This window comes from Bacillus sp. PAMC26543, from assembly GCF_014250375.1.
Classification (GTDB): Bacteria; Bacillota; Bacilli; order Bacillales; family Bacillaceae; genus Bacillus; species Bacillus halotolerans.
On record NZ_CP060193.1, the window covers coordinates 3547372 to 3573612 of the forward strand.

Annotated in this window: 23 protein-coding genes and 1 pseudogene; 8 read left to right on the forward strand and 16 right to left on the reverse strand. The window is 40.9% G+C overall.

All coding sequences use genetic code 11. From position 1 onward, the window contains the following. The first annotated feature begins 132 nt into the window (after window positions 1-132). Window positions 133-1512, forward strand: coding sequence for an amino acid permease (locus H7F27_RS17860; RefSeq protein ID WP_095714186.1), 1380 nt, complete (start codon window positions 133-135; stop codon window positions 1510-1512). 338 nt (window positions 1513-1850) lie between these two features. Beyond that, window positions 1851-3500 carry a ribosomal protection-like ABC-F family protein gene (gene abc-f / locus H7F27_RS17865; protein ID WP_185848245.1) on the forward strand — a complete coding sequence of 550 codons (1650 nt, stop codon included), beginning with the start codon at window positions 1851-1853 and terminating at the stop codon, window positions 3498-3500. Between the two features lie 53 nt (window positions 3501-3553). Here the strand turns inward: abc-f and H7F27_RS17870 are convergent, their stop codons facing one another. From H7F27_RS17870 to H7F27_RS17885, 4 genes are all read right to left on the reverse strand, one after another. Next, window positions 3554-4375 (reverse strand): sugar phosphate isomerase/epimerase family protein, encoded by an 822-nt coding sequence (locus H7F27_RS17870; RefSeq protein WP_024120368.1) that lies wholly within the window; start codon window positions 4373-4375, stop codon window positions 3554-3556. 15 nt (window positions 4376-4390) lie between these two features. Then, window positions 4391-5734 (reverse strand): sugar porter family MFS transporter, encoded by a 1344-nt coding sequence (locus H7F27_RS17875; protein WP_024120367.1) that lies wholly within the window; start codon window positions 5732-5734, stop codon window positions 4391-4393. 82 nt (window positions 5735-5816) lie between these two features. Beyond that, the gene (locus H7F27_RS17880) at window positions 5817-6821 is read right to left on the reverse strand and encodes a LacI family DNA-binding transcriptional regulator (RefSeq protein ID WP_101860709.1); all 1005 of its coding nucleotides are present in this window, start codon (window positions 6819-6821) and stop codon (window positions 5817-5819) included. A gap of 92 nt (window positions 6822-6913) precedes the next feature. Beyond that, window positions 6914-7939, reverse strand: a complete 1026-nt coding sequence (locus tag H7F27_RS17885) for a Gfo/Idh/MocA family oxidoreductase (protein ID WP_024120365.1) — start codon at window positions 7937-7939, stop codon at window positions 6914-6916. A gap of 351 nt (window positions 7940-8290) precedes the next feature. Between H7F27_RS17885 and H7F27_RS21165 the strand changes: the two are divergent. After that, window positions 8291-8607 (forward strand): annotated as a pseudogene (locus H7F27_RS21165) (HIT domain-containing protein). A 10-nt stretch (window positions 8608-8617) separates the two neighbouring features. Here the strand turns inward: H7F27_RS21165 and H7F27_RS17895 are convergent. The 4 genes from H7F27_RS17895 to H7F27_RS17910 form a co-directional block, all read right to left on the reverse strand. After that, the gene (locus H7F27_RS17895) at window positions 8618-9091 is read right to left on the reverse strand and encodes a GNAT family N-acetyltransferase (RefSeq protein WP_185848246.1); all 474 of its coding nucleotides are present in this window, start codon (window positions 9089-9091) and stop codon (window positions 8618-8620) included. Window positions 9092-9219: 128 nt separating this feature from the next. After that, a complete protein-coding gene (locus H7F27_RS17900; RefSeq protein ID WP_024120363.1) occupies window positions 9220-9564 on the reverse strand; it encodes a DoxX family protein in 345 nt (114 codons plus the stop codon). Continuing rightward, window positions 9561-10160 carry a TetR/AcrR family transcriptional regulator gene (locus H7F27_RS17905; RefSeq protein ID WP_101860711.1) on the reverse strand — a complete coding sequence of 200 codons (600 nt, stop codon included), beginning with the start codon at window positions 10158-10160 and terminating at the stop codon, window positions 9561-9563. The genes H7F27_RS17900 and H7F27_RS17905 overlap by 4 nt, the downstream gene beginning before the upstream one ends. Before the next feature lie 159 nt (window positions 10161-10319). After that, entirely contained in the window at window positions 10320-10655 is a 336-nt protein-coding gene (locus H7F27_RS17910) for a thioredoxin family protein (RefSeq protein ID WP_024120361.1), read from the reverse strand. A 329-nt stretch (window positions 10656-10984) separates the two neighbouring features. Between H7F27_RS17910 and H7F27_RS17915 the strand changes: the two genes are divergently transcribed. Next, window positions 10985-11569, forward strand: a complete 585-nt coding sequence (locus H7F27_RS17915; protein WP_185848247.1) for a DUF421 domain-containing protein — start codon at window positions 10985-10987, stop codon at window positions 11567-11569. Window positions 11570-11860: 291 nt separating this feature from the next. Here the strand turns inward: H7F27_RS17915 and H7F27_RS17920 are convergent, their stop codons facing one another. Next, window positions 11861-12280, reverse strand: a complete 420-nt coding sequence (locus H7F27_RS17920) for an Lrp/AsnC family transcriptional regulator (RefSeq protein ID WP_024120359.1) — start codon at window positions 12278-12280, stop codon at window positions 11861-11863. Between the two features lie 282 nt (window positions 12281-12562). Here H7F27_RS17920 and H7F27_RS17925 point away from each other — a divergent pair, with 282 nt between their 5' ends. Further along, window positions 12563-13324: an MBL fold metallo-hydrolase gene (locus H7F27_RS17925; protein ID WP_185848248.1), complete on the forward strand. Its 762-nt coding sequence runs from the start codon at window positions 12563-12565 to the stop codon at window positions 13322-13324. An 86-nt stretch (window positions 13325-13410) separates the two neighbouring features. Here H7F27_RS17925 and H7F27_RS17930 read toward each other — a convergent pair whose 3' ends face one another. Then, window positions 13411-14184, reverse strand: coding sequence for a GNAT family N-acetyltransferase (locus tag H7F27_RS17930; RefSeq protein WP_185848249.1), 774 nt, complete (start codon window positions 14182-14184; stop codon window positions 13411-13413). A gap of 368 nt (window positions 14185-14552) precedes the next feature. Between H7F27_RS17930 and H7F27_RS17935 the strand changes: the two genes are divergently transcribed. Beyond that, window positions 14553-15434 (forward strand): carboxylesterase, encoded by an 882-nt coding sequence (locus tag H7F27_RS17935; RefSeq protein WP_024120356.1) that lies wholly within the window; start codon window positions 14553-14555, stop codon window positions 15432-15434. A gap of 83 nt (window positions 15435-15517) precedes the next feature. Here H7F27_RS17935 and H7F27_RS17940 read toward each other — a convergent pair whose 3' ends face one another. Further along, the gene (locus H7F27_RS17940) at window positions 15518-16966 is read right to left on the reverse strand and encodes a MocR-like pyridoxine biosynthesis transcription factor PdxR (RefSeq protein WP_103671988.1); all 1449 of its coding nucleotides are present in this window, start codon (window positions 16964-16966) and stop codon (window positions 15518-15520) included. A gap of 133 nt (window positions 16967-17099) precedes the next feature. Between H7F27_RS17940 and H7F27_RS17945 the strand changes: the two genes are divergently transcribed. Next, window positions 17100-17999, forward strand: coding sequence for a DMT family transporter (locus H7F27_RS17945; protein WP_103671987.1), 900 nt, complete (start codon window positions 17100-17102; stop codon window positions 17997-17999). 197 nt (window positions 18000-18196) lie between these two features. Here the strand turns inward: H7F27_RS17945 and H7F27_RS17950 are convergent, their stop codons facing one another. The 4 genes from H7F27_RS17950 to H7F27_RS17965 all read right to left on the reverse strand — a co-directional run bounded on the left by H7F27_RS17950 (window position 18197) and on the right by H7F27_RS17965 (window position 24146). Further along, window positions 18197-18622, reverse strand: coding sequence for a MaoC family dehydratase (locus tag H7F27_RS17950; RefSeq protein WP_095714176.1), 426 nt, complete (start codon window positions 18620-18622; stop codon window positions 18197-18199). Between the two features lie 520 nt (window positions 18623-19142). Beyond that, on the reverse strand, window positions 19143-20090 hold the full coding sequence (gene manA, locus H7F27_RS17955) for a mannose-6-phosphate isomerase, class I (RefSeq protein WP_103671986.1): 948 nt from the start codon (window positions 20088-20090) through the stop codon (window positions 19143-19145). Between the two features lie 14 nt (window positions 20091-20104). After that, window positions 20105-22045 (reverse strand): PTS fructose transporter subunit IIABC, encoded by a 1941-nt coding sequence (locus H7F27_RS17960; RefSeq protein WP_103671985.1) that lies wholly within the window; start codon window positions 22043-22045, stop codon window positions 20105-20107. 148 nt (window positions 22046-22193) lie between these two features. Beyond that, window positions 22194-24146 (reverse strand): mannose transport/utilization transcriptional regulator ManR, encoded by a 1953-nt coding sequence (locus H7F27_RS17965; protein WP_185848250.1) that lies wholly within the window; start codon window positions 24144-24146, stop codon window positions 22194-22196. A 558-nt stretch (window positions 24147-24704) separates the two neighbouring features. Between H7F27_RS17965 and H7F27_RS17970 the strand changes: the two genes are divergently transcribed. Continuing rightward, a complete protein-coding gene (locus H7F27_RS17970) occupies window positions 24705-25163 on the forward strand; it encodes a spermine/spermidine acetyltransferase (protein ID WP_024120349.1) in 459 nt (152 codons plus the stop codon). A 138-nt stretch (window positions 25164-25301) separates the two neighbouring features. Here the strand turns inward: H7F27_RS17970 and H7F27_RS17975 are convergent, their stop codons facing one another. Continuing rightward, window positions 25302-26192: a Vgb family protein gene (locus H7F27_RS17975; RefSeq protein ID WP_185848251.1), complete on the reverse strand. Its 891-nt coding sequence runs from the start codon at window positions 26190-26192 to the stop codon at window positions 25302-25304. Window positions 26193-26241 lie beyond the last annotated feature (49 nt).

The following is a 26241-nucleotide window of genomic DNA, read 5'->3' on the forward strand; positions in this document are numbered from 1 at the left end:
TATCTTGTGATGAATCGATAAACCTTAAAATTTCCTTCCATATTTCCTGTATAGTAAAAAAGATAGAAATTTTAGTGTTATAATAGTATCTAAAAACATGTTTAAACAATTTTCAATGGAGGAACACACAAAGTGACAGACGACATGACGCAAGATCCTAATATAAATCAGCAGAAACTGTCGAGAGGCCTGAAAAACAGGCACATCCAGCTTATTGCGATCGGCGGAGCCATTGGGACAGGCCTGTTTCTCGGCTCGGGAAAATCGATACACTTTGCAGGACCGTCAATTTTATTTGCTTACATGATCACGGGGATCATTTGCTTTTTAATTATGAGATCGCTTGGAGAACTGCTGTTGTCTAATCTGAACTATCACTCTTTTGTTGATTTTGTTCAGGATTATTTAGGCGATATGGCCGCATTTATCACAGGCTGGACCTACTGGTTCTGCTGGATTTCAATCGCGATGGCCGATTTAACTGCGGTCGGGCTATATACACAGTATTGGCTTCCCGGTGTGCCGCAATGGGTTCCGGGCTTAATCGCTCTTATTATTTTACTGATTATGAACCTGGCTACTGTCAAGCTGTTTGGAGAATTGGAATTCTGGTTTGCATTAATTAAAGTCATTGCCATCTTGGCGCTGATTGTGATCGGTCTTTTTATGATTTTCAAAGGCTTTTCCACAAGTTCAGGTGTTTCCAGTTTCTCAAATCTCTGGAACCACGGAGGCATGTTCCCGAATGGAATACACGGATTTATCCTCTCGTTCCAGATGGTTGTGTTTGCCTTTGTCGGCATTGAACTCGTCGGGCTTACAGCGGGTGAAACAGAAAACCCTGAAAAAGTCATCCCTAAGGCGATCAACAATATCCCTGTAAGGGTGCTGCTTTTCTATATTGGGGCGCTTCTTGTGATTATGAGCATCTATCCATGGGATGTCATCAATCCCAGCGAAAGCCCATTCGTACAGGTCTTTGTTGCAGTGGGCATCGTCGGTGCGGCAAGTATTATCAACTTTGTTGTATTAACGTCAGCTGCCTCAGCCTGCAACAGCGCTGTATTCAGTACAAGCCGCATGGTCTATTCACTGGCGAAAGACAAGAATGCGCCGGAATCAATGGCAAAACTGACACCGCGCAAGGTACCGAGAAATGCATTGTTCTTTTCAGCTATCGTGATTTTAATCGGTGTCACATTGAACTACATCATGCCGGAAGGCGTATTCACCTTGATCACAAGTATTTCCACCGTATGTTTTATCTATATTTGGGGAATTACTGTTATCTGCCATATGAAATACCGTAAAACAAGACCTGAATTGGCGAAAGCAAACAAATTTAAGCTGCCGCTTTATCCATTTACGAATTACTTAATTTTAGCGTTCCTGGCGTTTGTCCTTGTTGTACTGGCATTAGCACAGGATACTCGGGTTTCCTTATTTGTTACACCGGTTTGGTTTATTTTGCTGATTGTGATTTATAAAGTAAGAAAATTAAAGCAGCCATAACCCTTTTAAGCTCCTGCCTCAGAAATGAGAGCAGGAGCTTTTTTGATTGGATATCCAGAGGAATTCCAATTTCCCTTTGCTTTCGAATTAAAAAATATGCTATATTGTTTGTAATAAATTGAGAAGGGATGATGGGTGGACAATGATTAACTAATCTTATTTTTAACGTTTGAAATCGCATATTTCAAATCATAAAAAATAGGATTAGTCTGCCCATTTTCTAAATACGTACGCGCTATTTCTGAAGAATAGCTTATTTAATCATGGCAAAGGCACGGCTAATCCTTCCAAAACATTTGGGAGGATTTTTTTGTTCTCCCTTAAAGCGAGGGATATAGATGAAAGAACAATTAAAACTTATAAACGTCAGCTATGAAGTGAAGGATCTTACCGTTTTTAAAAACATAAATGCCAGCGTTCAGCAAGGCGATATCATTGGGATTATCGGCAAAAACGGGGCTGGAAAATCGACGCTGCTTCACCTGATCAACAAGGACTTAATTCCGTCACAGGGACAAATCCAATGGATGCAGCACGGCTTAAAAACGGTGCTGGTTGAACAGGAGACTGAATCGTATTCCTTTGAGAATCAGACACCTGCCGAAGTGAAACTGCTGGAGAAATGGCACGTGCCAGCCCGTGATTTCAGCCAGTTAAGCGGCGGAGAAAAACTGAAAGCACGGCTGGCAAAAGGGCTATCAGAGGATGCAGACCTTTTCCTGCTAGATGAACCGACAAACCATCTTGATGACATAAGCCTGCAATTTCTCATTCAGCAGCTGAAAAATGTTAGCGGCACTGTCATTCTCGTTTCGCACGATCGGTATTTCTTAGATGAAGCTGCCACGAAAATATGGTCAATCGAGGACCACACGCTGACTGAATACAAAGGGAACTACTCTGGTTACATGAAGTTCCGGAAAGAAAAAAGACTGACACAGCAGCGCGAATATGAAAAACAGCAGAAAATGATTGAACGGATTGAAGCACAAATGACAGAACTCACTTCATGGTCGAAAAAAGCCCACGCACAATCGACGAAAAAGGAAGGGTTTAAAGAATACCATCGTGTAAAAGCAAAGCGCACAGATGCCCAGATCAAATCGAAACAAAAGCGGCTTGAAAAAGAACTCGAAAAAACAAAGGCTGAGCCTGTCGATCCGGAATATACTGTTCGTTTTTCAATTGATACAACTCATAAAACAGGAAAACGGTTTTTGGAGGTTCAACATCTGACGAAGTCATTTGGCGAAAAGACACTGTTTCAAAACGCCCGCTTTACGATTCAGCACGGAGAAAAGGTTGCCATTACAGGCCCGAACGGCAGCGGAAAAACAACCTTATTGAGAGTCATTCTTGGACAGGAAACGGCTGAGGGAAAGGTGTGGATATCACCATCAGCAAAAATCGGTTATTTAACACAGGAAGTATTTGATTTGCCTTTAGAACAAACACCGGAGGAGTTATTTTATCAAGACACGTTCGAGGCGAGAGGAAATGTCCAGAATATCATGACGCGATTGGGATTTACCGCTTCTCAATGGACAGAACCAATTCAACATATGAGTATGGGCGAACGTGTAAAGTGCAAGCTGATGGCTTATATCTTAGAGGAAAAAGACGTGCTGATATTAGATGAACCGACCAATCACCTCGACCTGCCGTCACGCGAACAGCTGGAAGAAACACTGTCACAATACAGCGGCACACTGATTGTGGTATCGCACGACCGTTATTTTCTCGAGAAAACAACGAACAGCAAACTCGTTATCTCAAACAATGGCATCGAAAAGCAATTGAATGACGTTCCTTCAGAAAGAAATGACCGGGAGGAGCTTCGTTTAAAGCTTGAGACAGAAAGACAAGAAGTGCTGGGAAAGCTCAGTTTTATGACGCCAAATGATAAAGGGTACAAGGAGCTGGATCAGGCCTTCAATGAGCTTACGAAACGGATGAAAGAGCTTGATCATCAAGATAAAAAAAACTGAGCGGGAATGTTCAAGCGGCATTAAAAAGGACAACAGCCGTTGTCCTTTTTTCTTTATATTTTCAAGCCTTCCCATGACCTTAATGTCTCTAATGATGACCTATAATACCCTGCCGCTACTTCCAAATAGGCATTTCCTTTCATCGGAGTAAACGGATCCGGTCCAGCCGCCACCATCTCCATAATTATCGGGCCTTTATAACCGATAAAATTAAGCGCTTCGATTTGCTCTTTGAGATTCGCATGGCCGTTTCCGATCGCCTGGCGATTTGAATCAGCCACGTGATAGACTCCGAGTTTCTGCCCTGCCAATTTAATGGCCTTTACAGGATCAGCTTCTTCTATATTCATATGATACGCATCGAGAAGTACTTCGAGATTGGGGCTGCCGACATCGCGAATGAATTGTAAAGCTTCTTCACAAGTGACCACTTGGTGATTTTCGTATCGGTTCAGTACTTCAAATACCACCTGAATCTGTAATTCCTCCGCTTTAGCCATGATCCTTTTAGCGCTTTTGACTAGTAAACTCCAATCCCTTGTATCATCACCGCTCCCTCTCACTTTACCGACATCGCCGTGAAGACAGATACGAGGAGCCCCTAAATCCACAGCCCAATCCAGTAAATCTAAGAAATACTGCACAGCCTTTGAACGAACTTCTTCATTCGCACTTGAAATATCCACATTCCTTGGCGTTATCGATAAAACCTTTACTTGATGAGCAGCCAATGTTTCGGCAATGTCTTTCGGATTCAGCGAAATATCCCCTTCGACCTCAACCCCATCTACTCCGATTTCTGCAGCCAGCCGGCATTTTTGTTCAAATGGAATGCTGCCGAAAGTCCATAAGCATAACCCATATTCTCTTCCCATATTGAAATCCTCCTTTTAGAAAGATGAAGCTGTATTCTTTGACATGATTTCTCCTTCAATCTGTTCCAATGATTTGCCTTTTGTCTCTGGCACATATTGATAAACAAAGAGAAAGGCAAGTACACCAATGGCGCCGTACATGAGAAATAAAGCACCTGTACCTATCAGATCTAAAAGCAGCGGGAAGGACAGCGACACTGCAATATTTGCCAGCCACAGACAGGTACTAGCAATTCCCAGCGCCGTTCCCCTGACCTGCAACGGAAAAATTTCAGCCAGCACAACCCAAACGACCATTCCCCAGCTCGCTGAATACGCTACCATAAACAAGCATAAGCAGGATAACAGCAGCCAATCGGGTGCATGAAAGAACAGCGTACTGATGCCCAAAATACCAAGTGCCAAAGACATTCCGACATTGCCGATCAGCATGAGCTTTCTTCGCCCTATCATATCAATCAGCAGCAAGCCGATGATCGTAAATAAGACATTGATAATGCCGATGCCAATGGTTCCTGCAATGGCACTGGAAGCGCCGAACCCCGCATTTTCTAAGATGGTCGGTGTATAATAAATAATCGTATTCGTGCCTATTACTTGCTGAAAGATGGCGACCCCAATACCTAAAAATAAGATCGGCCTGATTGCCGGGGATAATAATGTTGATATGGAAACACGTTCCTTCGTCTTAATCTCCTTCATACTGCGGATCTCAGCATCGATTGTTTTCGGATCTCTCGTCAGAAGCAAAATATGGCGTGCTTCATCCTCACTTCTTTTCTGCAGCACCCATCGCGGGCTTTCAGGCATAAAAAACATGCCGGCCATGAGAATGAAGGAGGGAATCACTGCTAATAGAAGCATCAGATCCCACCTGCCCGAAGATGAAAAAACAAAGTTTACAATATACGCCATGAGAATTCCGAAAGAATTCATCAATGTATTCAATGAAGCGATTCTGCCTCTGATCGCGGCAGGCGCCATTTCTGACAGATACAAAGGAACAATTGCCGAAGCTCCTCCAACTGCTACACCTAATTCTATTCTGAATAGTAATAATATTCCGATATTATGAGCTAAGCCTGTTCCAATGGCTCCAATTGTAAAAAGCACACCCAGCCAGATGATTGTTTTTTTCCTGCCATAGCGGTCGGAAAATCTTCCGCAAAAGGCTGCCCCGGCTAAAGCGCCAATCAGTACTCCGCTGACAACCAATCCTTCTAAAAATGGAGTCAGCTCCATGTCTTCTCTAATAAACAGCAGCGCGCCGGATATTACACCCGTATCGTACCCGAACAGCAAACCTCCTAATGCCCCGAAAAAATAAATAAGACTGATATAGGCCTTTTTGGATGTCATTAAGACACCTCCGACTGATTGTATTTAACGTTTAAGAGGGGATATCCCTTCGTTTAAGAGAAAGATCCCCCAAAATACAGGGTCATAACAGTGACGCCGTTGAATTCCGCACGATTAATGAAGGAGACAGCATCACACGCTGTATCACTTTCTTTTGTTTTGAATCGGCCATGCCGTCCATCAGCAGTTCGATTGCCTTTTCTCCCATTTCTTCAGTCGGCTGTGCGATAGTCGTCAATTGGGGATCACTGATCTTTGCAAGGATGCTGTTGTCAAACCCAACTAGAGAAAGAGATGAAGGAATAGAAATGTGAAGCTGCCTAGCAGCCTGTAAAACGCCTAAAGCAAGCAGCTCAGTCGTCACAAAGACAGCTGTCGGCCTATGTTTTTGATTAAGCAGCTTTAAACTGATGTCTTTACTGGCTGACAAGTCATATGGACAGTCCAGAATGGCTGATTCATCGATTTGGATTCCTGAAACCTGCAGTCCTTCTTTAAAGCCGATGACACGATTTTTAATGGATGTATTGTTAATCTTTTCTGCTATGACAGCTATATTTGTATGCCCTAAATGGGCTAAATGGACAGCTGCCTCGTATCCCCCTTTAAAATCATCCGCCACTACAGTGTCTACAGGCAGATGCGGTATATCTCTCGACAGCATGACAACCGGCATGTCGCTTTCAATCAGCTCGCGTATCGCCTGACTGTTCTTGAGACCCGTCGCCACAATAATGCCGTCTACATGCTTTTGCTTCAGCATGGTGATATATTCTTCTTCTCTCAGCGAATGATTGTCCGTACTGCATATGATGACACTGAAGTCCTTTTTACGGCCGCTGTCCTCCACGGCTCTGGCCAGTTCGGCCATAAACGGATTGGCGATGTCAGGAATGAGCAGCCCGATGGTCTTCATCATTTTTCTGGCTGAAGTCACAACACTTGGCTGATATTGAAGCTCCTCAATCACTTTCCAAATTCTATTTTTCGTTTTTTCACTTATATTGCCGGTGTTATTAAGAACCTTTGAAACCGTAGAGATTGAAACGTTTGCTTCCTTAGCAACATCATAAATGGTTGTTTTCATAAGAAGGCCACCTTTATAAAATAGATCCTCTCTAGTATAAACGAATGCTTACCAGAATTTCTTTTTAAAAAGGAGCTTCTTCTATCAAAAACTCAAACCGTTTGCGGCACTCCGTTTTTTAGTGTAACAGGCCGCTTCGTTTTGTAAGATTCTATACAAGCTGCGGCAATGGCAAGTGCCGCACGCGCATCTTCGCCTGTAACTAAGGTTGGCTTATGATTTCGAACGGCATCCACAAATGATTGTAACTCATCAACATAAGCATCAAATAATAAGTCCTGATCGTAGCGAATCGTGTTGTAGCTGACTCCGTCTTTATTATACCTTGTCATGTTTGTATAGCGGATATCTCCGATGGTCAGCATACCTTCAGATCCGAACACTTCTCCGCGGACATCATATCCATAAACGGCTTGGAAGTTCGCTTCCGCTGTTGCAATCGCTCCGTTATCAAATTTGATCGTGACAACTGCAGTATCCAAAAATCCTTTGTCTTTAAAATCAGGTCTGACAAGAGCATCGGCCGCGGCATAGACTTCAATTGGCTTTGCATTTGGATTGAGAAAGAGTAAGGTATCAAAATCATGAATCAGCGTCTCTAAAAAAATCGTCCATTGAGGAATTGAAGTCGGATCGCCGAGTGCCGGATCTCTTGTGATGGAACGCATTAACTGTGGTGTGCCGATTTTTCCTGCACGGATTTCTTCATATGCACTGCGAAAGCCTTTAGCGAAACGTCTGTTAAAACCGACCTGGAGCGGAACAGATTCTTCATTTACTGCTCTGATGACCTCATCCGCTTCTTCCAGCGTAACAGCCATCGGTTTCTCGCAAAATACAGCTTTCCCCTTCTTTGCCGCTGCAATAATGTTTGCGGCATGCGTCCTTGCTGGCGACGCAATGATGACCGCATCAATAGCCGGATGCTCCAGCATGTCTAACGGATCCGTAAACGCTTTAATATTTGAGCCGAGCTTTTTTGCAAATGCCTCTGCATTCCCCGGAACCGGATCTGCAACCGCATACAAATCTGCTCCTTTCACACGGAACGCAATACTTTCTCCGTGAAAAGCTCCCATCCGTCCCGCACCTAATAGCCCAACCTGTACATTCCCCATCAGTACCACTCCCATTCTGCGAAAATAAGGAAAGTCTTTCTCTTTAAATATCATTATAGAATAAAAAATAATCCCTAAAAATATTTTTAAAAACGTTTAAGATAGGGAAAGTCTTTCCTAATTGGTTTCAATTGTAACCCCTTACATTTTTGAGGTCAATCTTTTTTTGCTGTGTGTAAAGCAGACCTCTCCTTTAGCCGTCGATTAAGCCTGCAATGACTAAGGGTTCAGGGGCAAAAAAATACCAAGGGTGTGCGGCCCCTGATCGTTCAGATGGAAACTTCTCATATATAGAAGAGAGGTAATGAAGAAAAGCCGAAGAGAAAATGAAATAAAGTGAGGATGGATCATATGACTGAAGACTTTTACTGTGATGACGTATTTAGCGGCAAAACGGAGCAAATAAGGTATTAGAGGCAGATAACGTATTGGCTTACTATCATACAAACCCTTTTTATCCAGTCCATATTGTGGCTGTCCCGAAGAAACATATCTCCTCATGATCACCCTGGAAGAGAACGACCATGATCTGAATGGGTGTCATTCAAAAGGTCGCTTCCATAGTGACGGAAGAAAAAGGTGCATGCCGTGTGATCACCAACTTAGGAGCTTACCAGGACTCTAAACATCTGCATTGGCATATTGTGTTTGGGAAACCGCTTAAATAAGCAGCTATTATCAGCACAGCTGTTTCCGCATACGTATATTGGTCATGGCATATCCCATCTTCTGATAAAGATAAACGGCTGTCTCGTTATGCGCAAACACATGGAGAGCAAGTCTTTCCGCCCCAAGCTCTCTTGCTCTTTCATCCAGACTTTGAAGCGCCAATTGAGCCAGCCCTTTACCGCGAAAGGCTTCATACAATCCAAAGGAATAGATAAACGCTTCCTTTTGCGGATGAAGCGGATCAGCATACAGCCAGAGCCAGCCCATCCTTTCCCCTTCTTCATTTATGATGTTCCAAAAGAAATGATTGCTGCTGTTTCGTCCATTCGGAATCATTTTCTCATATGCCTGCTCCGATTTCTCAAACGCCTCTTTTTCCGTCCAAGTTCCCGATTGTATGTTTTGTTTCGCATAATTTTGCACGGACATCCCGCGAAATGCTTCGAACTCCTCCACAGTCATGTCTTCCAAAGTTAATGCCATCCTGTATTCCTCCTTTATGAAAAAAAGTCCAGCTGGTGCCGGACGAATAACGTACAAATGAAGATCTATTTTCTATTATTCGATAAGAGAAGGGGGTTTCCTGCAAATTGGTTTGTTAAGTGAATAGCTTACGTGGACTCCCAAATGATTATAATGATAGAAACAATCAAACAGATCATTGCAGGGATCGTCATGAGTACTGATTGGCGCGCTCGAACAATGTGCGCATGAACCGCTCCCGCCATGAGAACGACAAACAGGACGCCTGCCCCAAATGCTGCATACCGATTCCAAATTCCCGCTGTCATAGCAAATGCCCCCGCTATTTCAAGAATACCAGTAACAGTCAGAAACCATAACGGATATTGATAATGCCGCCAATGCTCCACTTGAAAGGGCACGCGGAACACCTTTATGATGCCTCCTGCGAGCATAAAAGCTGCCAAACTGACTTTCATGATCATAGATATCATCTTGCGTCACTCCCTTTTGGAAGCATCCCGTATATTAAGAGATTGACAACCGGCTCGGCGAGACTTGCCGGATCTTTGATTCCGGTTAACAAATATGAATCGGTCAAATGTTCAATCATGCCGATCAAGCATTCCGCCACGGTTTCCATTTCCAATTCGGAACGAAAATAGCCAAGGCGCTGTTCTGCTTCTAAGTTGTCTTTCAAAACCATCGCCACATCTTGTTTCAATTGTTTCGCTTCTGGATTGAGAAAAAAACCGATCCTTGTTAAATCCTTGTCCTCCGCCAGAAACTGAAAAACAGCTTCCACAGCAGAGAGCACTCCGTTTGTTACATCGTTCGCATGTAATCCGGTTTCCAGGAGAAGTGATTCTGTCAGCTTTCTTAAGCGAGAGTGGAAATCGTTGATTAACTCCTCAAAGATGGCTTCTTTACTTTGAAAGTACAGATAAAAGGAAGGCTGCGTCAGTCCAGCTCTTTTCACAATGGCACTTACCTTCGTTTCATGAAATCCCCGAATCGAAAATTCATGTGCAGCAGCTTTGAGCAATCGTTTCCGGCTCTCCTCCCCTTTACGTCCTTTTCTGCTTTTCACATCGGATCAGCCTCCACAAAAAGATACTTTTCAGTAACGTTACTTATGAGTATTATTTCATGAATTTGGATTTTATGTCAATGAATTTCATATCCATCTGCTTCCTTCATAAAAACATAACGAACATGACTTGAAGCCATGTTCGTTTAGCTGCACATTTTATTCCTCATATAATTGATAAACTCTTTTTAATTTCTGTTCCAGCTGTTCAAAATGCACGAAACGCGCTTCTCTCAGAAATTCAGTACCCTCAATAAATAAAAGAAGAACGGGGACGGTGAAGACCGAAAATCTGCCGGCAACCTCCTCCACACTGTCAGCATTAACGTGTCCTAGTTTGATATGCGGAAACTGCTCCAGCAATTCTCTGAGCTGCGGCAAAACTGCGTGGCATACTGTACAGCTTGGTCTTGATATATAGATAAAACTTAACTGGTGACGGTTTATAAAATTCTCTATTGCATTCAGTGATAGTAATTCAGTAACCTCTTTCATCCCATTCCTCCTGCTGATTGGTATTTACCTGCCTGAAATATACGGGACCAGACTTAAGAATGTCCATATATCTGCTTTATTTTTATACAACCTGTCCAAAATTGTAAGACAAATCTTTTCACCTGCTCTAAGCCGCTTGGAACGCGAACCGCTGTAAGGCAACTTTATCGCTGTTTATTCTCATGCGGGCAGCTTGGCAACATACAAAGTCATTCATCATGCTGAATGAACAACCAGGCTTTCGGATATATTAACGTTCAAATGGTCAAAGACGCTCTGCACTTAGCCTCCGGCGTTATAATCCTTTACATTACTGGTCAGGTGGTAGGATGAGTTTTACTTGGGAAGCATTTGTCCTCATGATATCTGGGGTGATTTTGCTTAGAATTTCAGGAAGAAAATCAATTGCGCAAATGACCTCGGCACAAACGGTTGTCATGATTTCGATCGGAACCATCATTGTTCAGCCGATCATCGAAAACAGCCTATTAAAAACACTAGTTGCAGCTGTCATTTTTACGCTCTCACTCCTTTTTATGGAATGGATTCAGCTAAAGTCTAATTTGATTGAAAAGCTGTTAACCGGGAAAGCGACAATTATCATTGAAGATGGCGAATTACATTTAGACAATTTAAAGAGAATGAGACTGACGTTAGATCAGCTGGAAATGCAATTGAGGCTGCACGGCGTTTCTACTTTACAGGATGTCAAAAAGGCGACGTTAGAAGCAAACGGCCTATTAGGCTTAGAATTAATTGATGAAGCCAAGCCTTTAACAGTCAGGGATTTAAAAAAGATCATTCACCCCGACTTTATCAAAGAAGATGTTCAGCCATCCCATTCAAATAACCGAAATTTATTTGATGAAATCGATCATGAAAATGTAAATCCCAGTCCTAAAAAGCTGCATTAAAAAAGGCGCCTGTGATTGGACGTCTTTGTGTGCCTTTTTTCATCAATTGTCGGCCATTCAGTTGAACAGCTGGTGCAGCGCCTCCCTGTTCCAAAGAACCCCACAGATCCAGATGATATTCGTAATTTGTTAATACTAATTGGAATAAGAATGGATTCCAATTACGGATGATTCGCCACAGTCTGATTAAATGTCTTCATCAAACTTCATTATCCTTCCGCCTTATAACAAAAACCAAAGGCTGACACCCTTGGTTTTTTTAGCATTTATATATTCTTACTTTATGCATTTTTATTGTTGCATGTTATTAATAATAATAGACAATTTATAGTTTACATGCTGATTTAAGCCTACCAAAAATTCATCCAGCAATTCGTTAGAGGGAAATCTGCATTCCAGAAGATAACAGCCATCCCCGCTGATTTTATAATTATTGATGACGTATGTCTCTTGCGTTTTGATAAAGGAAAGATAAGGCTGATGGTGCGTGCTTTTTGTATAGATATTAATCAAGGCATGGATAGAATATCCCAATTTGTCTTGATTCACTTTAATGGTATAACCCTCAATCACTCCGTTATCTTCTAATTTAGCAACCCTGGATGCAGCGGCTTGGCCCGTCAAATGAACTTTCTCCCCTAATTCTTTCATTGTAATGCGGCTGTTTTTAGATAACTCTTCTATTATTTGCATATCCGTGTGATCCAACATCATATCCTATCCTTTCAAAAACAAATGAAAACATCGTATGCGCTAAGTAAATTGGCACCTATGTCCGAGTTCCAAAAATACATTCACTTTTTTAAAACCCGCGTACTATTTTGGTTGTCCGCATTCTCTTCAATCAGGATGCACTCTAGCCCGTTCGATGTTCATGTGTAATAGGTTCTTTCAACATTCAAGTAAAACGGCAAAAAGACTTGATTTCATCCATGTATTTGGCGATTGGTCATAGTATAAGCTATACGTATATCAAAGAAAAGGAGTTTTAATATGAACATTCAACAAATTCGTAATGCCACACTTGTTGTCGAATATGCAGGCAAAACGTTTTTAATAGATCCAATGTTAGCAGAAAAGGGCACTTATCCTCCATTCCCAAATTCACCACGACAAGACCAAAAAAATCCTTTAGTCAGCTTGCCGACATCAGCGGATCATATCATCAACAATCTTGATGCAGTCATTGTCACTCATTTGCATTTGGATCACTTTGATGATGCAGCCAAAGAAATGTTGCCAAAAGACATAAAAATGTTTGTACAAAATGAAGAAGATGCGAAAGAAGTCAGAAACGCCGGTTTTCAAAATGTCGAGATTCTCACAACCGACACAGACTTTGATGGTATTCAATTAATCAAAACCAAAGGCGAACACGGCAGAGGAGATATTTTAAAACTTGCCGGTCTTGTATGCGGTGTCGTGTTCAAACACCAAAGCGAGAAAACGTTATATGTAGCCGGAGATACAGTTTGGTATGATGCGATCCAAGAAGAGATCGATACACACCAGCCAGAAATCATTGTAGTGAACGGAGGAAACAATCAATTCTTTGAGGGCGGCTCTCTCGTCATGGGGAAAGAAGATATCTATGAAACGCATCAAGCTGCCCCTCATGCAAAAATAATCGTGAGCCATATGGAAGCGGTCAACCATTGGGCATTATCCAGAGAAGAATTAAAAGGCTTTATTCATGAAAAAGGCATGTCATCTCATGTACTAGTGCCGGATGATGGCGAATCATATTCATTTTAAATGGCGAAAAGAGTTCATGTGAATAAGCATGATATTCTCCGTCAGCTTGGTGCTCAAGAAAAGGCCCTTCCTTGGAAGGGTCTTTTTTAACCTGATTTTTTAAAAAAGATGGAGTATTTGGTTGATATCTTAAATCCTAGTTTTTTTGCTAAATGAATAGATGATTTGTTGCTGACATCACAATCCCAGCAAGGGCTGACGCCATTTTCGAGACAATCATTTATAAACTTACTCCCAGCAATATAAGCGAACCCCATCCCTCTATATTCTTCGTGAGTATAGATATCCATTTCTGCACGATCGCCGCCTAGAAATATAGAAGTGCACTCACTGACAACATAATTGTCATACAAAACAGCAAATCCAAATCCGTTTTTTAAAAAATTCGAGACTGAACCCCAATATTCCTCATAATAAGCTTTTTGAAATTCAGTGCTGCTTGAAATGATATCCTCATTTATTCTTTTTAATGTAACCCCCTTTGGAAGCTGAAAAGCCTTTTTGGCAGAAATTTGTTGAAAAAACGAATATCGCATCATTTGATTCAATTCATCATGCAGTACAGTTTTTACTACGCTGTCCCATGAGCGATTGGGAGAAAACAGAGTAATTCTTTTTTGGGATTTAGCTCTCTTTTTGTATAATTCAACGATAAATTCATTTACATTTTGATTCCTTTCATCCCCTGCAACATAATAAATTCCTGAGCTGGTTCCTATCAGAAACGATTGATCATCTGCATAAACAACTCCCGGAATTGTTTGTTCTAATATTGAATAAACAAATGTCGGGCAACATGTTTCTTTATGATGTATCAATGTTTTGGCATCACTATATTGTTCTTCTTTTATCTCCTGCAAACTGTCCCCCCCTATCACTTTCTCTCTTTTATTCTATCCGTAAAAGAATTCCCCTCTTTTAACGACACTTCTGTAAAGAGCTCTCACCATGATTCAGTATGATACTTCAGCCTGATAAGGTTTGTTCTTAACGTTTCTAAAGGTATTTGTTGCATGTTTGTTAAAGTACTGCGACTTTCTCGGAAACGATTGATTTCTGTTATATGTATTCTTAGACTTCTGTATCAAATTATTTATCCCCAATTTCATTTAGTATTTGATGCAAAACGAAAACTGTATTATATTGTAAATAGTTCTGTTATAATCAATTACTTTACTTTTCTGCACGTAACAATACATTCTTTTAAAAAGGACGGGAGGAAATTTGCATGTCAAACCATTCACCAATGTTTCCCCAATTAAGTGACAATGGCATTCACTATTTTCAAACTTATGATGAAAGCCTCGGTCTTTGGCCAGTTCCCTACAAAGCATATTATGTATCCACTCGTTTCGGTCAAACGCATGTGATTGCAAGCGGACCAGAGAATGCGCCGCCACTCGTATTGCTTCACGGGGCACTATTTAGCTCCACGATGTGGTATCCCAACATTGCGGATTGGAGCAGCAAATACCGAACTTATGCAATCGATATCATAGGTGATAAGAATAAAAGTATTCCTGCAGATTTATGTGGTACAAGAACGGGTTACGCCGATTGGCTTCTTGATGTGTTTGATTATCTAGGGGTCGAAAAGCCTCACATGATTGGACTCTCACTTGGCGGACTTCATACTATGAATTTTATTTTACGTGCGCCAGAGAGAGTAAAAAGTGCAACTCTTCTTAGCCCAGCGGAAACATTTTTACCATTTCATCACGATTTTTATAAATATGCGCTTAGTCTCACAGAACCAAATGGAGTTGAGAGTTTCTTAAAGTGGATGATGATAGATCGCAATGTGTTACATCCACTTTTTGTGAAGCAGTTTCATGCAGGAGTTATGTGGCAGGATGGAGCAAGACAGCAAACCCCTAAAGCCGACGGATTTCCGTATGTTTTCACCGACGAAGAATTAAAATCAGTAAAAGTCCCGATTCTATTATTACTAGGTGAACATGAAGTCATTTATGATCCGCATTCAGCCTTACAGCGCGCATCTTTATTAGTGCCTGGAATTGAAGCAGAAATCATCAAAAATGCGGGCCATGTTTTATCATTGGAACAGTCTGAAACCATAAATGAACGAGTTCTGAGCTTTTTAGAATAGCCAGTAAGATGAGGAGACACCCACCACTCTACATATTCATCTTATAATTTCTAAGAACCTATCTATCAACATTGAATGCATTTTTATTTACTGGCCAGCTCCTTAATGATCAAACTTAATTCATAAATTCCCTTTTGAAGATCTTCAAGGGATGCATAAGCGTATGACAAGCGAATATAATTGCCTTTTTCCTGAGCATAAATACTGCCAAGATTGAGAAGAATCCCTTTTGTTAAGGCTTTTTTATAAAGTAATTTCATAGAGATCGAAGGCAATATTTTTAACCAGATAAAGAATCCCCCTTTAGGAATAGTCCAAACAGCTGCATTCTTCATATTGGTTTCTAAAGCGCTCGTAACAAATTGCCTTCTTATCTTTAATTGATGTCTCACCCGTTCTAAATGCCGCTGATATTGGCCAGATGTAAACCATTCCGCCGCTACTCTTTGAGACAACGAACTCGATCCGTAATCTGTCTGCATTTTAATGTCAGATAAACGTTCAATCACTGGCTCTGGTCCGACTATCCATCCAATCCTTAAGCCCGGGCTTAGCGTTTTCGATAAACTTCCTACATATAGCACATGGCCGTTTTTATCTATTGTTTTAATAGGATATGGCGGAATGTCATCTATCCACAGCTCACGATATATGTCATCTTCAATAATGGGAAGCTGCGTTTTTTCGCTTGCGGCAAGGATTTCTTTCCGCCGCTCTTCTGACATTAAGATACCAGTCGGATTTTGAAAACAAGGGTTTGTATATAATATGGCTCTTCCCCGTTCCCCCTTTGTCATATGAATATGGTTTGGCAAAAGCCCCTCTTTATCCATAGGAAGTCCGGTCAGATTCATTCCGGCTGATTGAAATACATGTAATGAATAAAGATAAGATGGCTGATCAAGAAAAACAGTTGAACCTCTTTGCAAAAGCCCCATTGATATAAGCTGTAAGGCTTGCAGTGCTCCTGAAACTATAAGAATGGATGAAGGTGAAGCCTGAATCCCGATTGTTTTTAAATAATCACTCAATGCCTCTCTTAAAGGCAAGTATCCTTTTGGTTCCTCATATCCGAACGCCTCTATGTTTTGAGATACCTTGCCCATAATCTCTTTCATAGCAGACAAAGGAAAAATCTCATTTGAAAGTTCTCCTTTGCTTAGCTGTATAAGATCAGAATTTGATTCTGATTTATTGATCTCTTGAACAATTCTTCGGCTTGGCTGCTGGATTCCCGAAGTTACATATTTCTCCCAATTGGGTGCAGAATTCTTAGCCAACAGTGTCCAAGTATTGTTGATGACAACTGTCCCTTTGCCCATTCTGCCTTCAATCAACCCATCTGCCATCAATTCCTCTAATGCTGTGATAACCGTGCTTCGATTTACATGAAAGTCTTTTGCAAGCGTTCGCTGGCTTGGAATCTTACTTCCAATCGGCCACTCTCCATTTCCTATTTTCTCTTTTATATAATCAATGATTTGTAAGTACTTAGGAAGCTTTCTAACCGTTTTTTCTTCTGTAACGCTCATCAAAAGCAGTCTCCTTCAACTAAAGTGGTTGGGTCAAAAATTGTGTAACTGGTTGAAGCCATTTTATCAAATCTCTATTAGTATAAAACACACTAAATAACTGGTTGGTTTTTGTAAAGAAGGAGTGAAGATCATGAAAAAGAAAACTGTGCAACTCATCATATCTTACAGTCTTATGATCGGTTTGTGGGCATCAGCTTTTCCGGGAATTCGTGTAGGTCTGGAATATTACACACCCGAACACCTTGCTTTATTTCGTTTGTTAATCGGATCTATGGCATTGTTGCTTTTTGCTGTGCTGACTAAAATGCGCTTACCTGACATGAAAGATATCCCTGTCATCTTATTATTAGGGTTTTTAGGTTTTGCACTCTATCACATTTTGCTTAATATCGGCGAAAAAACAGTTAGTGCCGGGATTGCAAGCTTACTCGTAACCACAGCACCAATCTTTTCTGCGGTGTTGTCTCGACTGTTTTTTGGTGAACATTTTGGTTTTTCTAAATGGATTGGCTCTATCATTAGTTTATTGGGTGTGTCATTTATTTCATTAGGGACAGGAGATCATACGCTTTCAATGAAAGGAATTCTGTTCATTCTGCTGGCAGCTTTTGCAGAAAGTATTTATTTTGTTTTTCAAGCCCGTTATATAAAAAAGTATGGTTTTATTCCATTTGTAACGTTCACGATTTGGGGTGCATCCTTACCAATGCTTGTTTTTCTTCCAGGCTTATGGGGGGAGTTTGTAAATGCCTCAATGAACTCCACATTGTCTATCGTTTACTTAGGTTTATTCCCGACGGTCATCCCATACTTTGCGCTTGCATATGTAACTTCAATCGTCGGTGCTTCTGAAGCAACGATTTCACTTTATGTAACACCGGCTTTGACGCTGGTGATTTCCTGGGTGTGGATAGGCGAAATGCCTTCACTTATTTCACTGCTAGGCGGAATGGTTACTGTCAGCGGGGTATGTTTCACCTACATAAAAGGAAGCAAAATAAAGATGTTAAAGGAGATTAAAAAGTTCTAATTTCCTTTCTGTCTTGATGCACGGTATCGGTACCCTGCTTCATGTCATTACATGAATGAATAAAAAAACATACCAATCGTATTTGGTATGTTTTTTTCTAAGATGAGCTCTTAACATTGTAAGTCCAAAAAGCATATCTTAATTATACTCTCATCGTTTGATCAATTGGTGATCACAAACCTTTAATGTTACATTATTTATTGCTTAATCAATACTGATAACTCACCTTCGAATACTTTTTCTTCTTTATGATTATAAGTAAATAACAATACAGTAAGTATTCCCGTTCCACTTTTCTTTGGTTTTTTATCCACTACCTCAACAACTGTATGCAATTCATCATCTGGATACACGGGTTTTATGAATTTAATATGATTCATCTCTGTTCCAGCAATAATATCGTCGCCATAGAACCCCTCTTCAATCCAGAGCTTAAATGAAATGGCTAACGTTTGTATGCCAGAAGCGATGATTCCATTAAATCTGCCTTTATTCGCTTTTTCCTCGTCTACATGCATATATTGAGGGTCAAATTCTTCCGCAAACCTCATTACATTTTCTTTTGTTACCCTAAAAGACTTTGTATGAAATACTTGTCCAATCTCAAATTCATCCAACTTCATAAATACACCTCTTATCAAAATATTCTTTCATCAACTATCACATAAAAAATACTTTATCATATTTCATGTAGATCATCCTTTACATTCTTACCTATAAAACTTGTCAGATCAAATGTTCAGTTTGGGGAAAGAAACATTTGAAATAGCGAACGTGACAGCCCAAAGATGATTTTGCACATGAAATAAAATGGGTTTTAATAGGATAGCTTGTTTTTTATAAACAAATCATTCAGAAACACATTTCGTTTTCTTCTCTTTTGGTCCATATAAAATTGAAGCAGCTTTTATAGGTTGTCTTTAGCAACGTGATTGTTGTCTACAGTTAGTCTGCTGGACATCATACTCCCAATAGCAGATAAGATAAAAGAAACCAACGAAGGGGTGTCATAGTGAGTGAATGTGAAAAAAGATACCAGCTGGTATCTTTTTATATTGAAACATTCAATTAGCTCAAAATGAGATCACTTTGGTTCGTTCTTTATATCAATCTTAAAAAATGAAACTGGTATAAAGTTTTATTTTACAGATGAGATACGATACACTCCGCATCCCCTGTGAGTTTGAATTCCCCAAACCCGTAAGGCAGCAACATATGATCTCCTTTTTTAAAGTCATATGTACGCTCGCCGGAGATTATCCGGCCTTCTCCTTCGAGGACGCTGACAAGAAGGAATGATTTTTGCTGTTTTAAATTTGCTGATCCTGTTAACTCCCACTTCTCCACTGAAAAATAAGGGCACTCAATCAATACGGCTATGTGCAAATCATCTGTTTGTTTATATTGAACCGTTTGCTGCTCTGGCGCAAATGGTACGTCTATCACTTCTATGCTTTTTTCCAAATGGAGCTCACGCAAATTGCCTTCTGTATCTTTCCGGCCATAATCATACAATCTGTAGGTTGTATCCGAATTCTGCTGCGTCTCTAAAATGAGAATTCCTTTCCCAATCGCATGAACGGTGCCGCTTGGCACATAGAAGAAATCCCCCGGTTTTACCTTTACGCGGCGCAGGAGCTTGTCCCATTTTCCACCTTCTATCATCGAGATGAGTTCTCCCTTTGTTTTTGCGTTGTGGCCATAAACGATTTCTGCATCTTCTTGGCAGTCTATGATATACCAGCATTCTGTTTTTCCGAGCTCTCCTTTTTCACGCGTTTTTGCATACTCATCTTTCGGATGCACCTGAACGGATAAGTCTTGATTGGCATCCAAAATTTTCGTGAGAAGAGGGAAGCGGTCCCCCTTCAGATGTCCGAATAAATGCCGGTAATGTTCCCATAATTCGCTGAGCGTGAGCCCCTTGTATATCCCGTCTTGAACAATACTTTGCCCATTTTGATGTGCTGCAAAAGCCCAGCATTCCGCCGTTCGTTCTGACGGAATGTCATAGCCGAAAGCAGCCAAAGCGGTGCCGCCCCAAATCTTTTCTTTGAAAACAGGCTTGAAAAATAACGGTTCAGTCATCATGAAAATCCCCCGCTTTATATGATTTCATCCAGGAGTTTGTATGCTTCTTCTTTTGTCTGGACAGAAAGCAGCCTTTCCCTATAGTTGTCATCCATCAGTTTTCGAGATAGCATTTGCAGCAGTTTCAGATGCTGGTTCCCTCCGCTATCTTTCGGTACAGCGATCATAAAGATTAACTTTGCTTCTGATCCATCAAGACTGTTCCAGTCAATGCCTGATCGTTTGATTCCAAACACTATACTAGGCTTCTTGACGGCATCAGACTTCCCGTGCGGGATCGCAATATTCATGCCAATCGCCGTTGTCCCCTCTTGTTCGCGATTCATGATCGCTTGTTTAAAACCGCTCTCTGAATGCAGCATACCTGTGCGGGACAATTTTTGAATCATTTCATCGATAATGTCATCTCTGGTTTCGCCTGATAATGTTGGTTCAATAAGATCTATACTCATAATGTCTGTCAGCTTGTTAATATCCGTCTTCTCCATCTGTCTGCTTTCCGCTTCATTGTACTGTTGGGGAGCGTCATTCGATGCTGCAGCTTCACTCAGCCCGGCGGGTGAAGAAACCGGAATATCTTTTTTTAGTACATTAACTAAAAGAGCGGTGGTAAGAGATCCGGCAATCACTGCAATAAAAAACATCAATACATGATCAACGGCGCCTAGTACTGCCACTATAGGCCCGCCGTGCGCTACTCTGTCTCCGACATTGCCGATCATAGCGATCACAGAACCAATCATAGAACCTGCCATAATCCCCGGAATGACGCGAAGCGGATCTTGTGCCGCGAATGGAATGGCTCCTTCAGTGATGCCGAAGAGTCCCATGGTAAATGATGCTTTTCCCATTTCTCTTTCCGACTCCTGAAATTTCCTTTTTCCGAAAAACGTGGCAATCCCTAGGCCGATCGGCGGTATACAAATGGCGACGGCAATCGGTCCCATAATTTCATAGTTTCCTTCTCCGATCATGGCCGATCCGAACAGGAATGCCACCTTGTTTACGGGGCCTCCCATATCAAATGAAATCATTGCGCCTAAAATCAATGCCAGCAGGATGGAGCTCGAACCTTTCATACCCGCCAGCCATACCGTTAAAGATTCGAAAATTTGGGCTACAGGTGCACCGATCAAAAACACAAACGCCAAACCTACAATTAGTGAAGCGAACACTGGAATAATAATAATCGGCATAATCGGCTGAATCGCTTTTGGAACCTTTAATTTTTTGACCCAAAGGGCAGCATACCCCGCCAAAAAACCGGCGATGATGCCGCCGAGAAAACCGGCGCCGCTTGCACTTCCGTAAAAGCTTCCCGTCGCTGCAATATATCCGCCGATCATTCCTGGTACAAGCCCGGGCTTATCAGCGATGCTGTACGCGATATATCCGGCCAAAATCGGGATCATGAATGAGAATGAGGCACTTCCGATCTGTTCAATCGTTTTCCAAAAAGATTCATCCGGAATGACTAAGCCTTTCGGTGTTTTCTCACCTCCAAGCGTTAATGCAACCGCTATCAATAATCCGCCGACGACGATGAATGGAACCATAAAAGAAACACCGTTCATTAAATGACGGTAAATCGGATTTTGTTTTTTCTCCTGTTGATTGCCGGCTTCCGATTTTGAAGCTGAACGGTAGACCGGCACATCGCCGCTAAGTGCTTTTTGAATCAATTCTTCCGGTTTGCGGATACCATCCTGAACCCCGACAGACAACAGCTTTTTTCCTATAAATCGGTCTTTGTTTACCGAGCGGTCTGCAGCGATAATGATCGCGTCTGCTTCACGAATCTCCTCTTCGGTCAGCTCATTTTCCACCCCGATTCCGCCTTGGGTCTCGACTTTCATTTGAACGCCTAATCTGTCGGCAGCTTTTTGAAGATTTTCCGCCGCCATATATGTATGGGCAATTCCATTCGGACATGATGTAATCGCTAACAGTTTCATACGAGTCCTCCTTTAAAGTATGATTCATAAGGCCTGTAACAACTGTATATCAAAATCATGCTTGTAAAAGCGCTGTTTTTTACCGTTAATTCCGGAAAAACCGGCATTTTTCCATATACAAAAAAAGCAGGGCATCAAAGCCCCGCTTTTAATAATTCAAATAAGATAAAAATGTCATAACATTTGTTTCTTTCGTCAGCTTATGAATGAATGCCGGCTGCTCGCATAGATATGACAGTTCATGGAACAATTGCTTTGTCATGTTTTGATCCTCGTGTTTGACAGCCAGCATAAAGACGAGCGACACTTTTTCAGCCCCCCAATCAAGCGGCTCTTTTAATGTGGCAATCGCAATGGCTGATTGTTTAATCAATTTAGAGTTTGCATGAGGAATCGCAATGCCAGCCCCAATGTTTGTCGCCGACATTTTTTCTCTCATCACAGCATGAATGGCATACTCCTTCTCCACATAGCCTTTCTCGTATAAAACCATTGCCATCTGTTCAATCAGCTTATAGCGATGAACTGACTCTTGCTGCAAAAAAACTAAGAAAGGAGTCGTATTGTTCAGCATCTTAAACGTTTTTTGTGTTTGGCGTTGGGATTCGTCAACCTGATCCATAAATACACTTAGTTTCTTCTCATCAGAAGGCTCCAACAGCGGTGATACAACAATATGAGGAATCGGCACATGTTCCAGCGCTATCGTGGAAATGACAAGATCTATGTCCCCATGCTTTGTTGTGTAATCTGCTAAATCAGCTTTTGCAATACAGGCCTTCACAGCGATTTGATGAAATTTCCGTTCAATTTTTGTCCGCAGCAATTGTGACATTCCAATGCCCATGTGGCAGACGATGATTGCCTTTTTACGCTTCTCGCTGCTGTGGTGCAAACGTTCGACCGCAGCTTGAAAATGCAATGTCAGATAAGCGGCCTCTTCCTCAGGAATAGAAAGAGCAAACGTTTGATTGATGTCTTCCAGAACGTCAATGATCATATGAAACAGATAGGGGTACATTTTTTTTATGTCATTTAGCATTGGATTTGATACAGAAAGATCGTAATTCAGCCGGTTTAGCACTGTGTTAAGATGGATGTTCAATCCATTGACCAAATCCTGATCATTATGAAAATCAAGCATTTTCAGCTCTGACACACGATCGATTAAATACCGCACAACCATGGGAAGTAAGGGATTTTCTAGAACCTTTTTTTCTTCTCCCCGAGATCGAAAACGAACTTTTCCGCCGAGTATATGGAGCGTTAAATACACGGCTTCTTCTCTAGGGAAGCGGATGGCAAAAACCGCTTCCAGCCGTTTTAAACATGTCATTGCCCATTGATATTCTATCTTCTTTTCTACTGCTGCCATTTCTGTTGGCGAAATCGAGATGGGCTGCTTCATTTTGATCCGGCGTATCATCAGCAATGTATGCAATAATAGATTCTCGAACGTTTCATCTGTGAAATAGATAGAATGGTGCTTTTGCAATGTTTTGAATTCATTCGACACACATTTCACTTCATGACTTAAGAACTTGCTTTTGATAAATTGACTTGTAAACTCTGAGTTATCAATCAAATCAGAGATTCTGGCTAAGGCTTTTCTTTTATTTCTTTCATTTCCTTCAATCTTTAAACCGAGCCGCTGCTTTGACACCAATTTGAGATCAAATCGCTTCAGCCACTCTTCAATTTCATGTAAATCCCTTTTGATGGAAGACTTATTCAAAAAATGCTGAGCGGCAATTTCTTTTGCTGAAACATGTTTTGGGTTCATTAATAATTGATAAGCGATTTGCAGAATTCTTTCTTCATCGGACTGGTGCTTTGAGCCAAAATGTTCAGTACCTAATTGTTGAGTTAACCGGGCCCTTTCATGTTCTTCTATATTTAAATAGACACCTAACCCTGGTTTGCGAATGAGCTGAGCAGGAGAATGTTCATGCAGATAACCTTCGATCGTTTTCAGATCGTTCCTGATCGTTTTTTCAGAACACTTTACCCTGTCGGCGAAATCTTGCACGACTAAATAGTCATCAGGTTCAGATAACAACAGATACAAAATGTCTTTTTGTCTAGTATTCATGTATCTCATCTGTTTTTCTATCCTTCCTGTGTTTCACTCAAATGATGTACGATAGTATAAGTATACTACATAGGAAACCGCTTACATTATAAAGTAAAATAACAGCGCTAAAAGTTTTGTTTTTTACCGAAACTTCCGGAAAAATTGGATTTATGCGCAGAAAATTCACCTGTTCATTCATTAAAAAGAAGATACTCTCCATAAAAGATTGCACAGGACAAGCTTCAATCAAGATGAATTTCATTTAAGTAAATAAGTACTAATTTATGAACGAGCACGTAGTGTATTGCATGACCTCCCATACAGGTTTACAAAAAAAGACAGCTCCTCAGCTGCCGCGACAAAAATATAAAATTACAAGAATTCTTCTACTGAAAAAGTGATGTTAGATGAGTATCAGGGCTATGAAAAGTATTTAATTAAAGGTTTTGTGCAAATTGTAAAGTAAGGGGATTAACTACAGAACTCATTGTTCCTTACAAGACTACATGATGTGGATGAAAGCGTAACAATTTATCTGAAAAATCTTATATCCTTACCAGAAAAAGAGAAAAAAGGGGAATGACTATGAATATTGAGATAAAGGCGGTAACTGAAGAGAATCGTGAATCTATTCTGTCTCTTCATGTTCACAAAAGCCAAATATCATATATAGAATCAACCAAGCAATGTCTAGAGGATGCATCAGAATGTCAGTATTATAAACCTGCTGGACTTTATTACGAAGGAGAGTTAGTCGGTTTTGCTATGTATGGATGGTTTCCTGAGTTTGATGAAGAAAATAAAAACGGCAGAGTGTGGCTTGACCGATTTTTCATTGACGAGCGTTTTCAAGGTCAAGGATTAGGGAGCATGATGCTTGAAGCTCTTATTCATCACCTTGCTGAGCAATATACATGTAACAGAATTTATTTAAGCATTTTTGAGAACAACATTCATGCTTTGCGCCTGTATCAAAAATTCGGTTTTACATTTAATGGTGAGCTCGATTTTAACGGCGAGAAGGTCATGGTAAAAGAGCTATAAGTACTTAAGCTGTTGAAAAGCTATATTGACGAGACTTCGGTTCATGTAACATTATGGCGTTTTATGCAAATGAAAAAGCATACGATGTTCTTGGTATGCTTTTTAAATCCTCTATGTTATTCTTTCAGCACTTTCTCTTTATTTCAGTAAACGCAGCTTTCCGATTTTATTACACTCTAATGCGAACCATACGCAGCCTTCTTTGTCACAGCCAATTCCGTGAGGTTCGCCATTAGAGGTTTTGATTGTATATTCTTCAAAGGTTCTCTCTTTCGTCAATCTTCCTATTTTATTTGCTCCCCATTCAGTGAACCATAAATCCGATTCGACTCCCGCCGCAATAGCATGAGGCCGGGCATTTGGTGTAGGAATATCATATTCCGTTATTTCGCCGGACATCGTGATCCTTCCTATTTTATTTCCCATTATTTCTGTAAACCAAAGGGCACCATCATTTCCGTTGGCAAGACCTACTGGCGCTGCTCCCGGTGTTGGGATTGGGTATTCCGTTATTTCTCCTGAACGGGTTATCTTGCCGATCGCATTGTTTTGGTTTTCAGTGAACCAAAGTGAGTCATCGGGCCCCAACGTAATAAAAGAAGGATATGATTCTTTATTCGGCAGTTCGTATTCATGAATCACCCCTTCTGCTGTCAATCTCCCTATGCGATTTCCATTCATTTCAGTAAACCAAATATCACCGTTAAGACCTTCAGCAATTCCATATGGCGCTGAATTTGGATGAGGTAATGGGTACTCTGTAAATACGCCCGTTTCTGAAAGCCTTCCAATTTTATCAGTCCCATTTTCAGTAAACCAAATATCACCTATTGAAGATATGGTCAAACACAGCACTCGTGCATCAGGAGTTGGAACAATACATTCTTTGATTGTTCCATTTTGATGAAGACAACTGATTTTATTTGCTTTATGTTGAGTAAACCATACATTTCCTTCACGAGAGACCGCTATCCCATAAGGACCAGAATCCGCCTGTAACATATCTATTTCTTGCAGCTCAATATTCAAATAAATCCCTCCATTTAAGCATAACCTTATACAAAAAAAGCCCCCTATT